General features: G+C 68.9%; 16 protein-coding genes. 6 read left to right on the forward strand and 10 right to left on the reverse strand.

Annotation, left to right across the window (positions count from 1 at the left end; translation table 11 throughout):
- Window positions 1–6: 6 nt before the first annotated feature.
- The 4 genes from A7U43_RS19475 to A7U43_RS19490 form a co-directional block, all read right to left on the reverse strand.
- Window positions 7–360 carry a PDGLE domain-containing protein gene (locus A7U43_RS19475; RefSeq protein ID WP_067998538.1) on the reverse strand — a complete coding sequence of 118 codons (354 nt, stop codon included), beginning with the start codon at window positions 358–360 and terminating at the stop codon, window positions 7–9.
- Window positions 357–1031, reverse strand: a complete 675-nt coding sequence (locus A7U43_RS19480) for an energy-coupling factor ABC transporter permease (protein WP_067998540.1) — start codon at window positions 1029–1031, stop codon at window positions 357–359. The genes A7U43_RS19475 and A7U43_RS19480 overlap by 4 nt, the downstream gene beginning before the upstream one ends.
- Before the next feature lie 55 nt (window positions 1032–1086).
- The gene (locus tag A7U43_RS19485; protein ID WP_067998542.1) at window positions 1087–1407 is read right to left on the reverse strand and encodes an ArsR/SmtB family transcription factor; all 321 of its coding nucleotides are present in this window, start codon (window positions 1405–1407) and stop codon (window positions 1087–1089) included.
- Window positions 1408–1477: 70 nt separating this feature from the next.
- Window positions 1478–2020, reverse strand: coding sequence for a sigma-70 family RNA polymerase sigma factor (locus A7U43_RS19490; RefSeq protein ID WP_231963358.1), 543 nt, complete (start codon window positions 2018–2020; stop codon window positions 1478–1480).
- Window positions 2021–2183: 163 nt separating this feature from the next.
- On the opposite strand from A7U43_RS19490, the gene A7U43_RS19495 reads away from it, so the two are divergent.
- The 3 genes from A7U43_RS19495 to A7U43_RS19505 all read left to right on the forward strand — a co-directional run bounded on the left by A7U43_RS19495 (window position 2184) and on the right by A7U43_RS19505 (window position 6685).
- A complete protein-coding gene (locus A7U43_RS19495) occupies window positions 2184–4352 on the forward strand; it encodes a heavy metal translocating P-type ATPase (protein ID WP_231963704.1) in 2169 nt (722 codons plus the stop codon).
- Between the two features lie 126 nt (window positions 4353–4478).
- The gene (locus A7U43_RS19500) at window positions 4479–6068 is read left to right on the forward strand and encodes a PepSY-associated TM helix domain-containing protein (protein ID WP_082902220.1); all 1590 of its coding nucleotides are present in this window, start codon (window positions 4479–4481) and stop codon (window positions 6066–6068) included.
- Window positions 6065–6685 carry a DUF5134 domain-containing protein gene (locus A7U43_RS19505; RefSeq protein WP_067998544.1) on the forward strand — a complete coding sequence of 207 codons (621 nt, stop codon included), beginning with the start codon at window positions 6065–6067 and terminating at the stop codon, window positions 6683–6685. Before A7U43_RS19500 ends, A7U43_RS19505 begins: the two co-directional genes overlap by 4 nt.
- 4 nt (window positions 6686–6689) lie before the next feature.
- Here A7U43_RS19505 and A7U43_RS19510 read toward each other — a convergent pair whose 3' ends face one another.
- Complete coding sequence (locus A7U43_RS19510) at window positions 6690–7385, reverse strand: zf-HC2 domain-containing protein (RefSeq protein ID WP_068003214.1); 696 nt, start codon at window positions 7383–7385, stop codon at window positions 6690–6692.
- Between the two features lie 98 nt (window positions 7386–7483).
- On the opposite strand from A7U43_RS19510, the gene A7U43_RS19515 reads away from it, so the two are divergent.
- The 3 genes from A7U43_RS19515 to A7U43_RS19525 all read left to right on the forward strand — a co-directional run bounded on the left by A7U43_RS19515 (window position 7484) and on the right by A7U43_RS19525 (window position 11465).
- Window positions 7484–9439: a cytochrome c oxidase assembly protein gene (locus tag A7U43_RS19515; protein ID WP_082902221.1), complete on the forward strand. Its 1956-nt coding sequence runs from the start codon at window positions 7484–7486 to the stop codon at window positions 9437–9439.
- Window positions 9440–9567: 128 nt separating this feature from the next.
- Window positions 9568–11001 (forward strand): PepSY-associated TM helix domain-containing protein, encoded by a 1434-nt coding sequence (locus A7U43_RS19520; protein ID WP_067998546.1) that lies wholly within the window; start codon window positions 9568–9570, stop codon window positions 10999–11001.
- Between the two features lie 14 nt (window positions 11002–11015).
- Window positions 11016–11465 (forward strand): hypothetical protein, encoded by a 450-nt coding sequence (locus A7U43_RS19525; protein ID WP_067998547.1) that lies wholly within the window; start codon window positions 11016–11018, stop codon window positions 11463–11465.
- Window positions 11466–11499: 34 nt separating this feature from the next.
- Here the strand turns inward: A7U43_RS19525 and A7U43_RS19530 are convergent, their stop codons facing one another.
- From A7U43_RS19530 to A7U43_RS19550, 5 genes are read right to left on the reverse strand one after another with little or no spacing between them, the layout of a single operon-like run.
- Window positions 11500–12222 (reverse strand): FadR/GntR family transcriptional regulator, encoded by a 723-nt coding sequence (locus tag A7U43_RS19530; RefSeq protein WP_067998549.1) that lies wholly within the window; start codon window positions 12220–12222, stop codon window positions 11500–11502.
- A gap of 13 nt (window positions 12223–12235) precedes the next feature.
- Window positions 12236–13009: a 3-oxoacyl-ACP reductase gene (locus A7U43_RS19535; protein ID WP_067998552.1), complete on the reverse strand. Its 774-nt coding sequence runs from the start codon at window positions 13007–13009 to the stop codon at window positions 12236–12238.
- Window positions 13010–14374 carry an aldehyde dehydrogenase family protein gene (locus A7U43_RS19540; protein ID WP_067998554.1) on the reverse strand — a complete coding sequence of 455 codons (1365 nt, stop codon included), beginning with the start codon at window positions 14372–14374 and terminating at the stop codon, window positions 13010–13012.
- Window positions 14371–15117, reverse strand: a complete 747-nt coding sequence (locus A7U43_RS19545; protein ID WP_067998556.1) for a gamma-glutamyl-gamma-aminobutyrate hydrolase family protein — start codon at window positions 15115–15117, stop codon at window positions 14371–14373. The genes A7U43_RS19540 and A7U43_RS19545 overlap by 4 nt, the downstream gene beginning before the upstream one ends.
- Window positions 15104–16480 (reverse strand): glutamine synthetase family protein, encoded by a 1377-nt coding sequence (locus tag A7U43_RS19550; RefSeq protein ID WP_068003219.1) that lies wholly within the window; start codon window positions 16478–16480, stop codon window positions 15104–15106. Before A7U43_RS19550 ends, A7U43_RS19545 begins: the two co-directional genes overlap by 14 nt.
- Window positions 16481–16569: the final 89 nt, after the last annotated feature.

Raw genomic sequence — 16569 nt, forward strand, 5'->3', positions numbered from 1 at the left:
GGATGCCTAGGTATCGGACCTACGACGGGCGATGAGCCAGAACAGGCCCCCGGCAATCGCGAGAGTGACGATCACGCCGATCACACCGGCCAACCCGCCGGTGCCGTCCTTGCCGACGATCGCATAGTCGGCCAACGGTGAGGCAGCCAGGGCGTGATCATCGGCGTGCTGGGCGATACAGCTCCCCGTGAGCACTTCGGTCCCGTCGACCTCGCTGACCTCGCATCCCTGCAGGGTCGCCGAGTCCAGTCCGTCGGGACTGGAGCTGGCCAGATACGAGACCCCGCCGGCGATCAGCACGATGATGACGAGAAAGCCGATCCAGAATGTCTTTCCGCGGCCGGCTGCATTCATCGTCATGCCAACGCCTCCCTGCGCGAGTTGCGCAGCAGGTACACCAGGTCGGGACGGGCCCGCGCCACCGCCACCACGGTCAGCGCCGTGATGACGCCTTCGCCGACACCGATCAGCACATGCGTACCGAACATGTATCCCGCGACGGCGACCAACGATGCCGATGACGCACCGCCGATCGCATACTCGATGACAAACCCCATGGCGGCAGCGACCGTTCCGATGACCGCCGCAACGAAGGCCGAAGCACCCAGCTGTTTGGTGAATGTGTAGGTGATCGCCGCGGTCGCGTAGCCGGCCGCGACGCCGATGAGCGACATGTTGGTGATGTTGGTTCCCAGCGCGGTGATCCCACCGTCGGCGAACAACAGGCTCTGCACCACCAGCACGATCGATACACACAGCGCCCCGGTGAACGGGCCCACCAGGATGGCCGCGAGCGCGCCACCGAGCAGGTGACCGCTCACCCCGGGCAAGATGGGGAAATTGACCATCTGTACCGCAAAGATGAAGGCCGCCACCAGGCCTGCCAGCGGGACAGTGCGTTCATCGAGTTCGCTGCGAGCGCGCCAGCCACAGAATCCCAGCGCCGCGACCGCAAGAACGCCGAATATCACCGAGGTGGGAGCGTTGATGATGCCGTCGCTCATGTGCATCGCGACGAACTGCTGAGTCATTGGTCGAGAGTAGGACCCGCGGCCTCGCCTGTCCAGGTGAACAGATAATCATGTTTCAGTTGTGGCCGGCGCCGATCCAGTGCAGCAGGTCGTGCACGATCTCGTCGTCGAGGCGGTAGCTCACCGATCGGCCCACTCGGCTGCTGGTCACCCAGCCCTGTCCGCGCAGTACCCGAAGCGCCTGGGACACCGCGTTTTCCGATCGCCCGAGGGCCGCCGCCAGGTCGCTGACACAAATCCCGGGCACCCGGTGCAGGCTGAGCAGGATCTCCAGGCGATGCGGGTCCGACAGCAGGTCGAAGCGGCGCGCCCATTCGGAGGTGTCGACGTCGACCAACGCCGACGACGCTCGCTTCACCACCGACGTGTGGTCCATATCAGGCAATCTAGTCTCACCGGGACCGTTCGTCAGCGATGCCGCAGCGGGCAACACTCGATTCGGGCCGTCAGCCGACCCGGTCGTCCTCGGCGGTCGCCCGGGCCAGGTCGTCGCGGGCGCGAGCGACCCGGGACCGGATCGTGCCGATCGGGCAGCCGGCCACCTCCGCGGCTTCGGCGTAGGACATCCCCAACACCTGGGTGAGCACCAGCGCTTCGCGGCGCTCGGGTTCCAGCCCGTCGAGCAGGATCCGGATCTCGACCATGTTCTCGATACGGCCACCGGCCAGCACGTCGTCGAGGTCCACCACATAGGCGGGCCGGGGCCGCGACGAGTTGTACCGAATCTGATCGACCACGACACGGCGGGCGATCGACAGCAGCCAGGTCTTGGCCGTCGACCGGCCGGAGAAGCGGGGCAGCGATTTGATCGCCCGCAGGTAGGTTTCCTGCGACAGATCCTCGGCACTCGCGGGATCACTCAGATAGGCGATGGTCCGCCACACGTCGCGGCGGGTGGCCTCGATGAACTGGGTGAGGGCGGCCCGGTCACCGCGGCCGGCGGCCATGGCAAGCTCGGTCACCCGATCGTTCTCGCCTGCCGTCGCCACCAGGAGAGAGTATGTGATGCGCGCCGGGAACTTCGCGCCGCATGCCGACGACTCAGTATGGAGAGCAGAGATGCAGGAGGTGGACGCCACGACGTCGACAGAAGCCATCGTGGCCGGTCATGGGGAGCTGGAGTTGCAAAGACTCCAGCTCTACGTGGACGGCATGTCCTGTGGCGCGTGCGCGGCCCGGGTCCAATCGGCATTGAACAAGCTGCCGCAGGTCCGGGCGTCTGTGAACTTCGCCACTCGAGTGGCGACCATCGAGGCGCCCGCCGGCATCGACACCGACATCGTGTGCGATGTGGTGCGCAACACCGGTTACCAGGCGACGGTTCGCGACACCGGCGCCGAACGCACCGACGACCCCGATGCGGCGCATGCGCGCAGCCTGTTGGTCCGGCTGGCCGTCGCCGCGGTGTTGTTCGTCCCGTTGGCCGATCTGTCCGTGATGTTCGCCGTGGTGCCCAGCACCCGGTTCGCCGGCTGGCAGTGGGTGCTCACCGCGCTGGCCCTGCCCGTGGTGACGTGGGCGGCGTGGCCGTTTCACCGGACGGCGCTCAGCCGCGCCCGGCACGGCGCCGCCTCGATGGAGACGCTGATATCGGTCGGCATCATCGCGGCGTCGGTGTGGTCGCTGATCACCATGTTCTCCGGTGGGGAGCCCGCCGCGGGTAAAGGTGTCTGGCAGGCGCTGCTGGACAGCGATGCCATCTATTTCGAGGTCGCCGCGGGCGTCACCGTGTTCGTGCTCGCCGGCCGGTACTTCGAGGCGCGGGCGAAATCCAAGGCGGGCAGCGCACTTCGGGCACTGGCCGCGCTGAGCGCCAAAGATGTCAGCATCATCCTTGCCGACGGCTCCGAACTGGTGATACCGGCCGACGAACTCGCCGAACAGCAGCGGTTCGCGGTGCGACCCGGCCAGACGATCGCGGCGGACGGTCTGGTGGTCGACGGCTCGGCCGCGGTCGATACGAGTGCGATGACAGGTGAGGCGAAGCCGCAGCGCGTCCGCCCGGGCGACACCGTGATCGGCGGCACGGTGGTGCTCGACGGCCGGCTGGTCGTCGAGGCGGCGGCGGTCGGCGCCGACACCCACTTCGCCGGGATGGTCCGCCTGGTCGAGGAGGCACAGGCCGAGAAGGCCGACGCCCAGCGGCTTGCCGACCGGGTCGCCTCGGTCTTCGTGCCGTGCGTATTCGTCATCGCGGCGCTGACCGCGGCGGGTTGGCTGCTGGCCGGCGCCGCGACGAACCATGCGGTGTCGGCGGCGCTGGCGGTCATCGTCATCGCCTGCCCGTGCGCGCTGGGCCTGGCCACGCCGACGGCGATGATGGTGGCCTCCGGGCGCGGAGCTCAACTCGGCGTGTTCCTGAAGGGCTACCGGTCCTTGGAGACCACCCGCGCGGTGGACACCGTGGTCTTCGACAAGACCGGAACCTTGACCACGGGCCGGCTGACGGTCAGCGCGGTCACGCCGGCACCCGGATGGTCCGCCGAGGAGGTGCTGGCGGTGGCCGCAGCGGTCGAATCGGCCTCCGAACACGCTGTCGCGGTGGCGATTCGCACCTCCGTCGAGGACTGCGCCGACGTCGAGGATTTCCGGTCCACGGCCGGCCGGGGCGTCCAAGGCCGCGTGTCCGGCAGGCTGGTGCGGGTCGGAAAGCCGTCCTGGATCGGGTCCGCGGACGCCCCCGCCCATGTCAGCGCGGAACGACGCCGCGCCGAATCACGCGGCGAGACAGTGGCATACGTGGAGGTCGACGGAGACGTCTGCGGCCTGATCTCGGTCTCGGACAGGATCAAGGACTCCGCGGCGCAGACCGTCGCCGCGCTGCACGCGAAGGGCCTGCGCACCGTCTTGTTGACCGGCGACAACGCCGCCTCGGCTGCGGCGGTGGCCGCCCAGGTCGGAATCGACGAGGTCATAGCCGACGTCCTTCCTGACGGCAAGGTCGACGTCATCGAGCAGCTGCGTGACCAGGGCCGGGTGGTGGCCATGGTCGGTGACGGCATCAACGACGGCCCGGCGCTGGCGTGCGCCGATCTGGGCATGGCGATCGGACGCGGCACCGACGTGGCGATCGGCGCGGCCGACGTGATCCTGGTCCGCGACGATCTGACCGTGGTACCCGTCGCGCTCGGCCTGGCCGAGGCGACGATGCGCACGATCAAGGTGAATCTGGTGTGGGCGTTCGGCTACAACGTGGCAGCGATCCCCATTGCGGCCGCGGGCCTGCTGAACCCGTTGATCGCCGGCGCGGCGATGGCCTTCTCCTCGTTCTTCGTCGTCTCGAACAGCCTGCGGTTGCGCAACTTCGGCGCCACCTCGTGATCGGCGCACAAAAAGTCGCGGGCCAGGGGAACTAACGTCGCGGGCCGCGCGACTAAGCCTGCGATGCCATGTACGCACTGAACTCCAGTGCCTGGGCAGCCGACCCGCCCAGCCCAAGGGGAATGCATGACGACGACAGTGACCACGAATCGGCGCGCCGACGCGGCCGTCCTACGACGGATATGGCGCCTGCATTTCTGGGTGGGCCTGTTCGCGGCCCCGATGTTGGTGATCCTGGCCTGTTCGGGGCTGGTGATCCTGTACAGCCAGCCGATCAACGACCTCCTCAACCGCGACCTGTTCCTCGTCGAACCGGGCAGCGCCACAGTACCTTTGGACGATCAGCTCGCGACCGCCAGCAGCCACGTCGCCGAAACCTTCCTGCTGGATGCAGTCATCCCGCCGGCCGCTGGGGACCGAGCCACCCGGGTGGACTTCGTCAACCCCGAGGATCCCGCCTACCCACAGGGGGAAGGCAATGCCACCCAGGTGTTCGTCAACCCGTACACCGGTGCATATCTCGGCCAGCGCGAAGAACTGTCCGGCATCGTCGGATTCGCGAACCAGATGCACCGTCTGTTCGGCAATGACGGCCCCCAGGTCCACCTGCCCTCGGTCGGACATCTGATCAATCCCTCGGCCTACCCCGATGCCACGATCCCGGTCGGGATCGCCAACCTGTGGCTGGAACTGAGCGCCGTGTGGATTCTGGTGCTGATGGCCAGTGGCCTGTACCTGTGGTGGCCGCGCGCCATCGAGTCGGCCAAACCGCTGTTGCGGGTGCGCTGGGGCAAGGGCGGCCGCATCCGGTGGCGGGACCTGCACGCCCTGACCGGGGTGATCATCGCGGTGATCCTCATCGGCTATGTGCTCTCCGGGCTGACCTGGTCGCGGTACTGGGGTGAGAACTGGCGGGCATTCTCCGGGGAGGTCGCCCCGTCGATATCGGTGGACGCCCCGTCGACACCCGCCTCGCTAGGCGACTACGACCGGCTCGGCCGGCGTATCGCGTGGGCCGCACAGGACGACCCGATGTATGCGTCGCCGGTGACGGGTGCGGTACCGGCACAGCTGTCCCTGCAGGACGCGGACCGGATCGCCAAGGAGGAGGGCATGGTGCCCGGTTACGCCATCATTCCGCCGGCCGATTCCACCGAGGACGGTCAGACCGTCTACGGCAGCTATGCCGTCGTCAACGCCTGGCCGCAGCGGATGTCCGAGCAGCGGACCCTCTACCTCAACCAGTTCACCGGCGCCACGATCGCGAATGCCACCGCCGCTCAGGACGGTGCCCTGTCGCGACTGACCAGTTTCGGCATCGCCATGCACATGGGCAACCAGTTCGGTGTGCTGACCCGCATCATCGCCACGGTCGCCGCGCTCGGGGTGTTGCTCAGCGTGGTGACGGGGCTGCTGATGTGGTGGAAACGGCGCCCAGCGGGCCGCACCGGGTTGCCGAGCCCGGCCAGCGCCGCCACCCGGGCCGACACGCCCCGGCGCGCGGTGATCGCCGTGGCGGTGGCGGCGGTGGCGCTCGGGGTGATCTACCCGGTCTTCGGGGTGTCGCTGCTGGTGGTTCTGGCCGCAGAAGGCATGGCAGCCGTGCTCGCCGCCCGCCGACGTTCCGGGGGCGCGGCGCCCGGCGCAGAGGACGTGCCGGTCGGCCAGACGACGCCCAGCGCCGACGGTGACGAGACCCTGGTGGGTTCGCGTTGATCGAGCATCTGCTGTTGCGCTGGGTCGTCACCGCCCTGTTCGTGATCAGCGCCGTCGAATGCGGCTACGCGATGGTGCTCTGCCGTCGTTCCTGGCCCGCACTGGTCAGCCACGGGCTGCATTTCGCGATGGCGGTCGCGATGGCGGTGATGGCCTGGCCGGCCGGTGCCGCACTGCCGACGACCGCGCCGATGGTGTTCTTCCTGCTCGCCGCGGGGTGGTTCGCCGCCCGTACCCTGATCGCGACCGGGCACCGGGTGGCCGACGCCTACCACATGGCGATGATGGTGGCGATGGCCTGGATGTACGCGGTGATGGGCGGCACGCTGCTGCCCCGCCCCGCCGACGGGGGCAGCGCCGGGATGGGGCACGGCGGCCACCATGGTGGTCACGCCATGGCCGGCGCGGACACCTCCGCCGCCACGGCGCCGGCGTTCATCGACGCACTCAACTGGCTGTGGACCGTCGGGTTCGCCGTCGCGGCGATCTGGTGGCTGTACCTGTACTTCAGCCGCCGGCGCGCCGAGCCGGACCTGCCGGCCGGCCGCTTCTTCGGCACCGCCTGCCAGGCCATGATGGCCGCGGGCATGTCCATCATGTTCGCGGTGATGCTGTAGCCGGTCAGGCCGCCGACCCGTCGGTGGGCCACAGGTGCCCGCGGCGCCGACCGCGCGACGCATGCGGCGGCAGCACGATTTCGGTGTCGCGGTGCGAGTGCTCGGGTGTCGGCGGAGTGGTCGAGGTGCGGCGCCAGACCGCGACCGCGAGGGCGGCGGCGACCAGCACCGGGATGTGGGTGAGCATCCGGGTGAGTGTGACCTCGCCGGCGACGGCGTCGACGACGACGTACCCGGTCAGCACCAGCGCGAAGACCGAGAGCACTCCCCCGAGCCCGGCCGCGGCGACGGGCCAGCGCGCCGCCGCGAGCATCGCCACCCCGATGGACAACGACCACGCCGTCGACTCGTTGAGCAGGTGGCCGCCCGCACCGTGGTGCGCGGCCAGTCCGACGCTCAACCCGAGCGCCTGCACGAGGCTCACCGCGATCTGGGCGAGTCCGGTCGCAAACAGCGCCCATCGCATCCAGGACAACGCCGACCGGCCGCTGTGGTTCCCACGGGGGGCCGACGCCACCGCATGCACCCGTTCGGGGCGTGCCAGGGCCCCCAGGAACTCCGCCTGCGCGCTGACCGCGCCGAACCATGCCCGACACTCCGCGCAGCCCGCGAGGTGCTCGTCCACCCGCGCCGAGGGCACCGGCTCGCGCTCGCCGTCCAGTCGCGCCGACAGCGCTTCGCGAGCCACTTCGCACTTCACACTCCAATAGTCGCCCATAACCGGCGCCTGGTTCCGCCGGGGTTGTCTACGACGACCAGTCGTAGACTCGGGCAGGGCGATTCGATGGAGAGGCCGCGGTGAGCGAGAAACAGACCGAGAATCCCGCACGGCGGGCGCTCCCGGCGCTGTCGGTATGGACAGCCGCCGTCGTGGTGCTCGTCTGGGTCTACGCCGGGGTTTGGGGAGCCGAGCGGTTCGCGGTGACCGGTCTCGCATTCCCCGGTGCCGCGACCAGTGTCGCCGAATTCCTCGGCTCGGTGCTGGGCGGTCTCACGAGCGCATTGTGTGTCGGCATCCTGGCCGTAATCGTGCTCACCGCGGTGCCCGATGAGCAGGGCCGGCTCTGCCACAACACGTATCGGCTGCACCTGTGGCTGCAGCGAGCAGCGATCGTCTGGCTGGTGACCTCGGTCGCCATGGTCGCCATCGCTGCCTCGAATGCGGCGGGGGCCCCGCTACCGCGGGTACTGGCAGGTGGGGCGCTCGGCGACGCGTTGGCGGCGTCGGAGTCGGCGCGGGGCTGGATCGCGGCCGCGCTGGCGGCCGCCGTCGTCGCCATCGGCATCCGATTCACGCTGCGCTGGCTGGGCCACGTCCTGCTGCTGGTGCCTGCGGGTATCGGGCTGCTCGCCCCCGTCGTGACCGGAAACGCCGGAGAGGGGCCCGATCACGACATCGCGACGAGCACCGCCATCGTGTTCACGATCGCCGTGGCCGTGCTCGTCGGACTGAAGATCACCGTCGCAGTCCGCCCCGAGACGGTGGCGCCGGTGGCGCGCCGGACTCAGGTGGTGGCGCTGGTCGCCGGTGCCACCGCGGTGATCTACGGCGCACTGCTGCTGTCGACGATGGTGCGGGAGACGGCCGTGCTCGGCTCCGACTTCGGGCATATCGCTCTTGCCGCGTGGCTGCTGCTCCTCGCGGTGACGGTCGTCGACCTGGTGCTGGTGTGGCGTAAGTCCGCTGTGCGGCGCGCCGTCGCCACTGCGAGCGCCGCGGCGATCATCGCGGTGGTGGCGGCGATCTCCACCCTCGCGGTACTGCCGCCGCCGCGATTCTTGGTGCACACCTTCACCATCTGGGACGTCTTCCTGGGCTACGAGCTGCCCGGACCCGTGACCGCGCTGCGCCTGGTGTCGTACTGGCGTTTTGACACCTTGTTCGGGGTGGCGGCACTCGTGCTCGTGGCCGGTTACCTGGCCGGTGCGCTCACCCTGCGCCGTCGTGGCGATACATGGCCGGCCGGGCGCACCGTGGCCTGGGTCATCGGATGTCTGGCCCTGCTCTTCGCGACGAGTTCGGGGCTGCGTGCCTACGGCTCGGCGACCTTCAGCATGCACATGACCGAGCACATGGTGCTCAACATGTTCATCCCGGTACTGCTGGTGCTCGGCGCACCCGTCACCATGGCCCTGCGCGCGTTGCCCGCCGGCCCCAAGGGCGGCCCGCCGGGTCCGCGCGAGTGGGTGCTGTGGTTCGTGCACTCGCCGGCAACGAAGTTTCTGGCCAATCCCATCGTCGCGTTCTGCCTCTTCGTCGGTTCGCTGTATCTGGTGTATTTCACACCGCTTTTCGACACCCTGATCCGCTACCACTGGGGTCACGAGCTGATGACCCTGCATTTCCTGCTGGTCGGCTACCTGTACTACTGGGGGATCATCGGGATCGACCCGGGGCCGCGCCGGTTGCCGTTCCTGGCCCGCCTCGGACTGCTGTTCGCCGTCATGCCGTTCCATGCGTTCTTCGGTATCGCCACGATGACGATGAACTCCGTGCTCGGTAGTTCGTTCTACGGGCACCTGTCGGTACCGTGGCTGATCAGTCTGACCGATGATCAGCACCTCGGTGGCGCGATCGCCTGGGGTGCCAGCGAGGTCCCGGTGATCATCGTGGTGATCGCGTTGGTGGCTCAGTGGGCACGCCAGGATCGCCGCTCCGGGGCCCGGCACGACCGGCACAGCGACAGTGGCTATGACGACGATCTCGATGCCTACAACGCCATGCTCAGAGAGCTGTCGCGCACCCGCGAGTAGGCGCACAGTCGTACGAGCACGCCGAAAAGTTCCCGAAGAACGTCGTTTGATCGACGAGTAGCGCTGTGCAACAGTGTCTTTCGATCGGGCGGTTCAGCAGACAACTGCCTCTGGACCTAAAGGCGTCGATGTCTTCCACCGAAACCGAACAAAGCCCAGCGCTGGCCCTGGGACGCCGGGGAGCCGGCCGGGCGTTCTTTCTCCGGCTGCATTTCTATGCGGCGGTATTCGTCGGCCCCTTCCTGCTGATAGCAGCGATCAGCGGTGGACTGTATGCGATCTCGCCCAGCCTCGAGCAGGTGATGTACCAGGACTACCTCCGCACCACCGCCGCCGGTCCGGCCTTGCCGCTGTCCGAACAGGTGCGCGCCGCGCAGCACGTGCGGCCCGACCTCACGGTGACCGCGGTCCGCCCGGCTGACGGACCCGGCGAGACGACCCGGGTCTTGTTCGCCGACCCGTCGCTGGGCCCCTCGGAGCGGCACGCCGTGTTCGTCGATCCCGCCACCGCGGCGTCGCACGGTGAGCTGACCGCCTACGGCAACAGCGGCGCGCTGCCCGTCCGGACGTGGATCGGCCAACTGCATCGCAGCCTGCACCTCGGGGATCCCGGCCGCATCTACAGCGAGCTCGCCGCATCGTGGCTGGGTGTCATCGCTCTCGCAGGCGTCTATCTGTGGCTCAGTCGCTACCGTCCGTCGAGATCTCGAGGCTCGGGGCGGGCCCGGCTGCTCACCGTCGACCGTAGCGCGTCGGGACGTTCGCGCACCGTGGGTTGGCATGGCGCCGTGGGGATCTGGATTGCGGTCGGGTTGGTGTTCCTGTCGGCCACCGGGCTCACCTGGTCGACATACGCCGGCGCGAACGTCGACCAGCTGCGCACCGCGCTGTCCTGGACCACGCCGGCGGTGGCCAAAACCCTCGACGGTGACGCCGATCCGGCACCTTCGGCCGGCGGGCATGATCACGGCGCCGGTGCCGTACCGGCGCCGCAACCGGCGGCACCGAAGGTGGAACAACTGGATCGCGTGCTGCAGTCCGCCCGGGCCGCGGGCATCGGCGGGAAGGTCGAGGTGGCCATCCCCCCGACCGCGGACACGGCATTCACCGTCACCCAGACGCGGCAGCCGTGGGTGATGTCGAACAACTCGGTGGCCGTGAACGGGGACACCGGTGCGGTCACCGACATTGTCTGGTTCGCGGACTGGCCGCTGGCTGCCAAGCTGGCGGCGTGGGGCATCCAGCTGCACATGGGCACCCTGTTCGGCCTGGTGAATCAGTTGGCCATGGTGGCGCTGGCCGTCGCACTGGTGACGGTGATCGTTCGCGGTTACCTGATGTGGTGGCGACGCCGGCCGACGAAGGGTGAGCGCCCGATGGGGCGGCCCCCGCGGCGAGGTGCACTCGCCGCGCTGCCCGTGCCCGCCGCCGTGGCGGTCGTGCTCGCCGCCGTGGCCGTCGGGTGGTTCATCCCGCTGCTGGGCATCAGCCTGGCCGCGTTTGTCGCCGTGGACGCGCTGCTCGCTGTTCGGCAAAACCGTACGGACGCGGCCCGGCCTTGAGGATCCCGCAGTCGATGCGACGCGACACCACGATCGAGGACACGCTGCGCTCCATCGAGAACCGGGTGATGGGCGACGTGTGGCTGGGCGCGACGCGACGGCACGGCGGGCGCATGCTCGCCATCGCACTCGGGTTCACGGCCGTGGCGGGCTGGTTCGACGCCGACAGAGGAGTTCATAAGGTCGCCCTCGTCGCCTGCACGCTCTTCGCCACCACTGCCATGATTTCCCTTGTCGCACTGCAACGTCGGCGATTCGCCTGGAGTTGCGCGGCCGTCTACGCCGGTGCTGTGGCGACCGTCGCCGGCCTCGGTGCGTTCTGGTGGTATCGGACCGCTCATGTCGATGCGATGCCACTGACCACGCTGCTGGGCAGCGTCATCAGCGCCGCGCTGACGGTGGGCTGGCTGACCGTCGTGACGACGCCGCTCGGGCGTTCGCAGCCGGACATGCGTTCGGCCTGACCTCCCGAGCCCGGCGGGCGCCGATCAGTTCCGGTCAGTCCAGGAAGCCGTGCAACAGCGCCGCCGAACCCGCCAGATGGGCGCACATGGCATCGGCCGCCGCACAGGCGTCCCCGGCCAGGATGGCGGCGACGATCGCTTCGTGCTGTTCGTCGGAGTGCGCGATATTGCGGGGCAGCAGCGGAATCTGGTCCAGCAGGGCGTTGACCCGCATCCGGTTCTCGGCGACCAGCGGCACCAGCGACACCGAGCCAGCGGCCTCGGCGATCGCCAGGTGCAGCCGGGAATCCAACCGGCGGTAGTCCTGCGGTGCGGCACCGCGCACATCGGCCAGACGCGCGCGCAGGTGCGCGCGCTCGGCCTCGGAGAGCGCGCGACCGGCCGCCGCCCGGGCCGCCCCGACCTCGAGGATCTCGCGCAGTAGCAGCGCGTCGTCGAGATCGGCGCGGGTGAGGTCCGCGGTGTCGGGGGCCAGCCTGGGGATCTGCTCGGCCAGGAAGGTGCCGCCGTAGCGCCCGCGCCGCGACACCAGATAGCCGGCCTCGGCCAGCGATTTGATGGCCTCGCGCACGGTGTCGCGGCTGACGCCGAGCCGCGCGGCGAGCTCACGTTCCGGTGGCAGTGACTCGCCCGGCGCGAGCACCCCCAGCCGGATGGTCTGCAGCAGCCGGGCCACCGTGTCCTCGAAGGCGTTGCCCAGCCGCACCGGACGCAGCAGGCTTTCCGAGGTGGTCTGCGGATCCGGCGGGGAGGTCATGGGCTGCTTTATCTCACAGCGGCGTGACGTAGGCGGAACTGATGCCGCCGTCGACCAGGAAGGACGACCCGGTGATGAACGACGCGTCGTCGCTGGCCAGGAACGCCACCGCCGCCGCCAGCTCCTCGGGTTCGGCGAAGCGGCCCACCGGCACGTGCACCAGTCGTCGCGCCGCGCGCTCGGGGTCCTTGGCGAACAGCTCCTTGAGCAGCGGGGTGTTCACCGGGCCCGGGCACAGCGCATTGACCCGGATGCCCTGGCGGGCGTACTGCACACCGAGTTCGCGCGACATGGCCAGCACCCCGCCCTTGGAGGCGGTGTAGGAGATCTGCGAGGTGGCCGAGCCGAGCACCGCCACGAAGGACGCCGTGTTGATGATCGACCCCCGCTGGGCCGGCACCATGTGCCGCAACGCGGCCTTCGAGCACAGGAACACCGATTTCAGGTTCACGTCCTGCACCCGCTGCCACGCATCGAGGCTGGTGTTCTCGATGAGGTCGTCCTCGGGCGGGCTGATGCCGGCGTTGTTGAAGGCGATGTCCACCCCGCCGTGCACGTCGAACGCGGTGTCGAACAGGTTGTCCACCGCGGCCGGGTCGGCGACGTCGACCTGGACGAACTGCACGTTCAGATCGTTGGCGACGGTCTTGCCCGCGGCCGGGTCCACATCGCCGATGACGACGATCGCCCCTTCGGCCTGCATCCGCTTGGCCGCGGCCAGCCCGATACCGCTGGCACCGCCGGTGATGACGGCGACCTTGTCCTTGAGACGCTGGGTGAGGTCCATCTAGATTTCTCCGATCGCTATGAAGACGTTCTTGGTTTCCGTGAAGTGCAGCGGCGCATCGGGTCCCAGCTCGCGGCCCAGGCCGGATTGCTTGAAACCGCCGAACGGGGTGCTGTAGCGCACCGAGGAGTGCGAGTTGACGCTCAGATTGCCGGCCTCGACCGCCCGCGTGACCCGCAGCGCCCGCGACAGATTCTCGGTCCAGATCGAGCCGGACAGCCCGTAGCTGGTGTCGTTGGCCAGCGCGATGGCGTCGGCCTCGTCCTCGAAGGCCAGCACGGTGACCACCGGGCCGAAGATCTCCTCGGTGACGGTGCGGTCGGTGCGCTGCGGGGTCAACACCGTTGGCGGGAACCAGAACCCGGGACCCGACGGCGCCGAACCGCGGAAGGCCACCGGTGCGTCATCGGGGACGTAGCCGCGCACCGATTCCCAATGTTTGCGCGACACCAACGGTCCCATCTCGGTATCGCGGGAGGCCGGATCGCCGACCTTCACGCCCGCGACGGCGGGTTCCAGGAGTTCCATGAAGCGGTCGTAGACGTTGCGCTGCACCAGAATCCGGCTGCGCGCACAGCAGTCCTGGCCGGCGTTGTCGAACACGCCGTAGGGCGCCGTGGCGGCCGCACGCTCCAGGTCGCAGTCGTCGAAGACGATATTGGCGCTCTTACCGCCGAGTTCCAGGGTGACGCGCTTGACCTGTGCGGCGGCACCGGCCATCACCCGGGTGCCGACGGCGGTGGAGCCGGTGAACACGATCTTGCGCACCTGCGGGTGGGTGACGAAGCGTTCGCCGACTACGCCTCCGGCACCGGGCAGCACCTGGAACAGATCGGGATCCAGCCCCGCCGCGGCGGCCAGTTCGGCCAGCCGCAGACTGGTCAGCGGGGTCCATTCGGCGGGTTTGAGCACCACCGCATTCCCGGCGGCCAGCGCCGGGGCGAACCCCCACGACGCGATGGTCATCGGGAAGTTCCACGGCGTGATGATCCCGACGACGCCGAGCGGCTCGTGGAAGGTGACATCGACTCCCCCGGCCACCGGGATCTGCGCGCCGGTCAGGCGTTCGGGGCTCGCCGCGTAGTAGGTCAGCACATCGCGGACATGCCCGGCCTCCCACTCGGCCTGCCCGATCGGATGCCCCGAATTGGCGACCTCCAGGGCGGCCAGCTCACCGATGTGCGCGTCGACCACCGCCGCGAACGCCCGCAGCGCGGCCGCGCGCTCGGCGGGCGCCTGCCGGGCCCAGCGCCGCTGCGCGGCGACCGCGCGTGCTACGGCGTCGTCCACTGCGTCGACGTCGAGCAGGTCGACGTCGCGCAGCACCTCCTCGGTGGCCGGGTTGATGACCGTCGAGGTGCTCATCGCGACACCCTTTCTGTTGTGTACGCGCGGGCCGCCTCGGCCACCGCCGTGAACAGCCGCACGTCGTCGAGTCGTTCCTCGGGATGCCACTGCACCGCGAGCACGAACGCGTCCCCGGGCAGTTCCACCGCCTCGATGACACCGTCGACGGTGTCGCGGGCACTGACGATCAGTCCGTCGCCGAGCCGGTCGATCGCCTGGTGGTGATAGCACTGCCCGTCCGAGGACGCACCGATGATCGCAGCCAGCCGGGTGCCGGCCACGGTGCGGACCGAGGAGGTGCTGAAGACCGCGTTGCCCTGCTGATGACGGGTGTGCCCGAGCACGTCGGGCAGATGCTGGTGCAGGGTGCCGCCGAGGGCGACGTTGAGCACCTGGGCGCCCCGGCAGATCCCGAGCACCGGCATACCGCGCCGCAAGGCGGCGTTGAGCAGCGCGAACTCCCAGGAGTCGCGTTCTCCCATCGGCTCGTCGGTAGTCGGGTGCCGTTGGCTGCCATAGCTTTCCGGGTTGACATCGCGTCCACCTGTGATGACCAGACCGTCGATACCATCGAGGATGCGGTCGGCTACCTCGGTCCCCCCGGGCTGCGGGGGCAGCAGCACGGCGGTGCCGCCGCCGCGATTGACGCCTTCGATGTAGATGGCGGGCAGGAAACTGGCGTCGACATCCCAGACGCCGGTCTGGGCGCGCTGCAGGTAGGTGGTCAGGCCGAGAACCGGTCTGGCTTCAGAGCCGCTCAAAGCCGCGCACCCTTTCCCAGTCGGTGACCGCGGCGTTGAATGCCGCGAGTTCGATGTGGGCGTTGTTCAGATAGTGGGCGACGACCTCGTCGCCGAAGGCGGCCCTGGCCACCTCGGACTGCTCGAACAGCGCCGCCGACTCCGCGAGGGTCTGCGGTAGCCGTTGCGCGCCACCGGAATAGGCATTGCCTGCGCACGGCGCTTCGAGCTGCAGACCGTTGTCGACACCGTGCAGACCGCCGGCGATCAGGGCGGCGACGGCCAGATACTGGTTGACGTCGCCACCGGGCGCGCGACACTCCACCCGCATTCCGGGGCCGTGCCCGACGACGCGCAATGCGCAGGTGCGGTTGTCCATCCCCCAGGCTATCGCGGTCGGCGCAAAGCTGCCATCGGCGAATCGCTTGTAGGAATTGATATTCGGCGCGTAGAACAGGGTCAGTTCGCGCAATGTGGCGATCAGCCCGGCGACGAAGCTGCGGAACATCGCCGACATACCGTCCGGGTCGTGCTCGTCGGCGAACACGGCGGCCCCGTCGTCGGACGCGTCCGTGGCGCGCAGCGAGATGTGGATATGGCAGCTGTTGCCTTCGCGCTCATCGAATTTGGCCATGAAGGTCAGGGATTTGCCGTGTTGGTCGGCGATCTCCTTGGCCCCGTTCTTGTAGATGGTGTGGTTGTCACAGGTGATCAGGGCATCGTCGTAGCGAAAGGCGATCTCCTGCTGGCCCAGGTTGCACTCCCCCTTCACACCCTCGCAGTACATTCCGGCACCCTCCATGCCGAGGCGGATATCGCGCAGCAAGGGCTCCATCCGGGTCGACGCCAGCATCGCGTAGTCGACGTTGTAGTCGGTGGCCGGAGTCAGGTCGCGGTACCCGGATTTCCAGGCGGCGCGGTAGCTGTCGTCGAAGACCATGAACTCCAGTTCGGTACCGACGAACGCCGCCAGCCCGCGCTCGGCGAGCCGGTCGAGTTGGGTGCGCAGGATGGTTCTCGGGGCGACCGCGACCGGCCTGCCGTCGGTGAAGGACAGGTCCGCCATCACCAGCGCCGAACCCGGCAGCCACGGTAACCGGCGCAGGGTGGAGAAATCCGGGGTCATGACCATGTCGCCGTAGCCGGTCTCCCAGCTGGACATGGCGTAGCCGTCGACGGTGTTCATGTCGACATCCACGGCCAACAGGTAGTTGCAGCATTCGGCGCCGTGCGCGGCGACCTCCTCGACGAACAGCCGCGCCGATACCCGCTTCCCGGTGAGTCGGCCCTGCATATCGGGGAACGCGAGGATCACGGTGTCGATCTCGCGGGCGGCGACGAGCTGTTCCAGATCGGATTGCGACAACAAACCGGTGTCAACCATGGGGTGCACTCCCTCGTCGGCGATGGCGCCCAGTCGGCGGTGACCCGACGCCACCTCTAAAGGTAGGCCATCAGACCAATGGAAGGCGA

This window comes from Mycobacterium adipatum (genome assembly GCF_001644575.1).
Classification (GTDB): Bacteria; Actinomycetota; Actinomycetes; order Mycobacteriales; family Mycobacteriaceae; genus Mycobacterium; species Mycobacterium adipatum.